2 rRNA genes are annotated in these 5236 nt (G+C 52.3%); both read right to left on the bottom strand.

The window, feature by feature from the left end:
• Positions 1-5: 5 nt before the first annotated feature.
• Positions 6-3095, bottom strand: a 23S ribosomal RNA gene (locus tag HMPREF2980_RS00020).
• Between the two features lie 306 nt (positions 3096-3401).
• Positions 3402-4930: ribosomal RNA gene (locus tag HMPREF2980_RS00010) — 16S ribosomal RNA — on the bottom strand.
• The 16S and 23S rRNA genes sit together here, the layout of an rRNA operon.
• Between the last annotated feature and the right edge of the window lie 306 nt (positions 4931-5236).

Here is a 5236-nt window from a genome sequence, read left to right as displayed (position 1 = left end):
TCTTGAAAAGTAAGCCTTCGGCCTATTAGTACCAGTCAACTCCACGAGTCTTCAGTCCCCGCTTCCATACCCGGCCTATCAACCTCATCATCTATAAGGAGCCTCACACACCAAAGTGCCAGGAAATCTCATCTCGAAACAGGCTTCCCGCTTAGATGCTTTCAGCGGTTATCCCTCCCGAACGTAGCCAATCAGCCATGCACCTGGCGGTACAACTGACATACCAGAGGTTCGTCCGTCCCGGTCCTCTCGTACTAAGGACAGCCTTTCTCAAATTTCCAACGCGCGCAGCGGATAGGGACCGAACTGTCTCACGACGTTCTGAACCCAGCTCGCGTACCGCTTTAATGGGCGAACAGCCCAACCCTTGGGACCGACTCCAGCCCCAGGATGCGACGAGCCGACATCGAGGTGCCAAACCATGCCGTCGATATGGACTCTTGGGCAAGATCAGCCTGTTATCCCCGAGGTACCTTTTATCCGTTGAGCGACGGCCGTTCCACAACGTACCGCCGGATCACTAGTCCCGACTTTCGTCCCTGCTCGACCTGCCAGTCTCACAGTCAAGCTCCCTTGTGCACTTACACTCAACACCTGATTGCCAACCAGGCTGAGGGAACCTTTGGGCGCCTCCGTTACACTTTAGGAGGCAACCGCCCCAGTTAAACTACCCATCAGGCACTGTCCCTGAACCAGATCATGGCCCGAAGTTAGACATCCAGATTGACCAGAGTGGTATTTCAACAACGACTCCACACAAACTAGCGTCCATGCTTCACAGTCTCCCACCTATCCTACACAAGCCAAACCAAACACCAATACCAAACTATAGTAAAGGTCACGGGGTCTTTCCGTCCTGCTGCGCGAAACGAGCATCTTTACTCGTACTGCAATTTCGCCGAGTTCATGGTTGAGACAGTAGGGAAGTCGTTACTCCATTCGTGCAGGTCGGAACTTACCCGACAAGGAATTTCGCTACCTTAGGATGGTTATAGTTACCACCGCCGTTTACTGGGGCTTAAATTCTCAGCTTCGCCCAAAAGAGCTAACCAATCCTCTTAACCTTCCAGCACCGGGCAGGAGTCAGTCCGTATACATCGTCTTACGACTTCGCACGGACCTGTGTTTTTGATAAACAGTCGCTTCCCCCTGGTCTCTGCGACCCATACACGCTCCAGGCAGCAAGTGCCCATCACGCTCAAGGTCCCCCTTCTCCCGAAGTTACGGGGGCATTTTGCCGAGTTCCTTAACCATGATTCTCTCGATCGCCTTAGTATTCTCTACCTGATCACCTGTGTCGGTTTAGGGTACGGGCGGCTAAAACCTCACGCCGATGCTTTTCTCGGCAGCATAGGATCACCAAATCCCCCAAAAACGGGGTCCCATCACGTCTCAGGCACACAGCCGGCGCATTTAACAACCGACAACCCTACACGCTTAGACCACGACAACCATCGCGTGGCTTGGCTACCTTCCTGCGTCACACCTGTTAACACGTTTACCTCCAAAGATCGGGTCCCACAACCCACACAACACACAAACAAAAGCCTGCACATCATGCTTCGCATGGTTAGCATCACAATATCAGTATGGGCGGTTTTTCACCGGTACGGGAATATCAACCCGTTATCCATCGACTACGCCTGTCGGCCTCGCCTTAGGCCCCGACTAACCCAGGGCAGATTAACTTGACCCTGGAACCCTTGATCATCCGGCGGATGAGTTTCTCACTCATCTTTCGCTACTCATGCCTGCATTCTCACTCGCATAGCCTCCACCACTGGTTTACACCGCAGCTTCACCGGCCACACGACGCTCCCCTACCCAACAACCCCAAAGGGTCATTGCCACAACTTCGGCGGTGTACTTGAGCCCCGCTACATTATCGGCGCAGAATCACTTGACCAGTGAGCTGTTACGCACTCTTTCAAGGATGGCTGCTTCTAAGCCAACCTCCTGGTTGTCTAAGCAACTCCACATCCTTTCCCACTTAGCACACGCTTAGGGGCCTTAGTTGGTGGTCTGGGCTGTTTCCCTCTCGACAATGAAGCTTATCCCCCACTGTCTCACTGCTACGCTCTCACTTACCGGCATTCGGAGTTTAGCTGACGTCAGTAACCCGTGAAGGCCCATCGGCCATCCAGTAGCTCTACCTCCGGCAAGAAACACGTAACGCTGCACCTAAATGCATTTCGGGGAGAACCAGCTATCACAGAGTTTGATTGGCCTTTCACCCCTATCCACAGCTCATCCCCTCCATTTTCAACTGAAGTGGGTTCGGTCCTCCACGACGTCTTACCGTCGCTTCAACCTGGCCATGGATAGATCACTCCGCTTCGGGTCTAGGTCATGCCACTCAAACGCCCTATTCAGACTCGCTTTCGCTACGGATACCCCACACGGGTTAACCTCGCGACATAACACTAACTCGCAGGCTCATTCTTCAAAAGGCACGCTGTCACCCCAAAAGGCTCCAACGGCTTGTAAGCACACGGTTTCAGGTACTATTTCACTCCCCTCCCGGGGTACTTTTCACCATTCCCTCACGGTACTGATTCACTATCGGTCATTAAGAAGTATTTAGACTTACCAGGTGGTCCTGGCAGATTCACACGAGATTCCACGAGCCCCGTGCTACTCGGGTGGCCACACCACGGACAGAACAATTTCGATTACGGGACTCTCACCCTCTACGGCCGACCATTCCAAGTCGTTCACCTACCATCCTGAACATCATGCCGGCAGCCAGTTAGAACTGCCACTGTGACTCCCACAACCCCCATGATGCAACGCCTAACCGCTATCACACACCACAGGTTTAGTCTCTTCCGCTTTCGCTCGCCACTACTCACAGAATCATTACTTTATTTTCTCTTCCTGCGGGTACTGAGATGTTTCACTTCCCCGCGTTCCCCCCAACCAGCCTATACATTCAGCTGGCGGTAACTCACCATGAAGATGAGCCAGGTTTCCCCATTCGGAAATCCTCGGATCACAGCCCAGTTATCGGCTCCCCGAGGCTTATCGCAGATTCACACGTCCTTCATCGGCTCTTAATGCCAAGGCATCCACCGTGTGCCCTTAATAACTTACACACAATCAAGAAAAATAAGAATCTAAAATCAACAATCAAACCAACACAAAAGCATTGATTCAACGCAAATTCCAGAAGATGCTCGCGTCCACTATATAGTTCTCAAACAACAACCCACAACACAACAACAACACAAACAAAAACATTTGCATCATCACCATGCCAGGCAAACAAAGGAACAACACTAATGTGTTACCCCAAAACCCAACAATGCGCCTCATCCAACCCAAAACCAACATTCCACCCATGAGCAAAACCACCCACCCGACACTCGCGGGTAGCATGGCCAACTAAATGTGCTCCTTAGAAAGGAGGTGATCCAGCCGCACCTTCCGGTACGGCTACCTTGTTACGACTTAGTCCCAATCGCCAATCCCACCTTAGACGGCTCCCTCCCAAAAGGGTTAGGCCACCGGCTTTGGGTGTTACCAACTTTCGTGACTTGACGGGCGGTGTGTACAAGGCCCGGGAACGTATTCACCGCAGCGTTGCTGATCTGCGATTACTAGCGACTCCGACTTCATGGGGTCGAGTTGCAGACCCCAATCCGAACTGAGACCGGCTTTTAGGGATTAGCTCCACCTCACAGTATCGCAACCCTCTGTACCGACCATTGTAGCATGCGTGAAGCCCAAGACATAAGGGGCATGATGATTTGACGTCATCCCCACCTTCCTCCGAGTTGACCCCGGCAGTCTCCTATGAGTCCCCACCATAACGTGCTGGCAACATAGAACGAGGGTTGCGCTCGTTGCGGGACTTAACCCAACATCTCACGACACGAGCTGACGACAACCATGCACCACCTGTATACCAGCCCCGAAGGGAAACACCATCTCTGATGCGGTCCAGTATATGTCAAGCCTTGGTAAGGTTCTTCGCGTTGCATCGAATTAATCCGCATGCTCCGCCGCTTGTGCGGGCCCCCGTCAATTTCTTTGAGTTTTAGCCTTGCGGCCGTACTCCCCAGGCGGGGCACTTAATGCGTTAGCTACGGCGCGGAAAACGTGGAATGTTCCCCACACCTAGTGCCCAACGTTTACGGCATGGACTACCAGGGTATCTAATCCTGTTCGCTCCCCATGCTTTCGCTTCTCAGCGTCAGTTACAGCCCAGAGACCTGCCTTCGCCATCGGTGTTCCTCCTGATATCTGCGCATTCCACCGCTACACCAGGAATTCCAGTCTCCCCTACTGCACTCTAGTCTGCCCGTACCCACTGCAATACACGGAGTTAAGCTCCGGCCTTTCACAGCAGACGCGACAAACCGCCTACAAGCTCTTTACGCCCAATAATTCCGGACAACGCTCGCGCCCTACGTATTACCGCGGCTGCTGGCACGTAGTTAGCCGGCGCTTTCTCTGCAGGTACCGTCAATCTCTCTTCTTCCCTGCTAACAGAGGTTTACAACCCGAAGGCCGTCATCCCTCACGCGGCGTCGCTGCATCAGGCTTGCGCCCATTGTGCAATATTCCCCACTGCTGCCTCCCGTAGGAGTCTGGGCCGTGTCTCAGTCCCAGTGTGGCCGGTCACCCTCTCAGGCCGGCTACCCGTCGTCGCCTTGGTGAGCCGTTACCTCACCAACAAGCTGATAGGCCGTGAGCCCATCTATAACCACTACATAACGCTTTCCACCAACACCCCATGCGGAGATTGGTCGTATCCGGTATTAGACCCAGTTTCCCAGGCTTATCCCAGAGTTAAAGGTAGGTTACTCACGTATTACTCACCCGTTCGCCACTAATCCACCTAGCAAGCTAGGCTTCATCGTTCGACTTGCATGTGTTAAGCACGCCGCCAGCGTTCGTCCTGAGCCAGAATCAAACTCTCCGTTGAAAAAATAGAAAAGCTTGATAATCTGATCTCAAACAGCGAATCACACACGGGGGTGCGTGACTCAAGCTGACTAAATTTGAAACCATTTGATGATTATCAAATATAAATAAATATTTGGTATTAGTTTCAGTTTCCATCACCATTCGGTGATTTTATTGAACAAAGCACACTATTGAGTTCTCAAGCAACACACCGATTCAACACCTTGACTCCTTCATTCGAAGGATGTCTTACCGTTGAACGGTCATTCATGTTATTTTCATTGTTACCGCGTTCCCGCGGCAACTCAATCAACTATACCAGCGT

The sequence above is a fragment of the Rothia sp. HMSC076D04 genome, assembly GCF_001814645.1.
In the GTDB taxonomy this organism is placed as follows: domain Bacteria; phylum Actinomycetota; class Actinomycetes; order Actinomycetales; family Micrococcaceae; genus Rothia; species Rothia mucilaginosa.
This window is presented reverse-complemented; position numbering and strand designations above follow the sequence as displayed.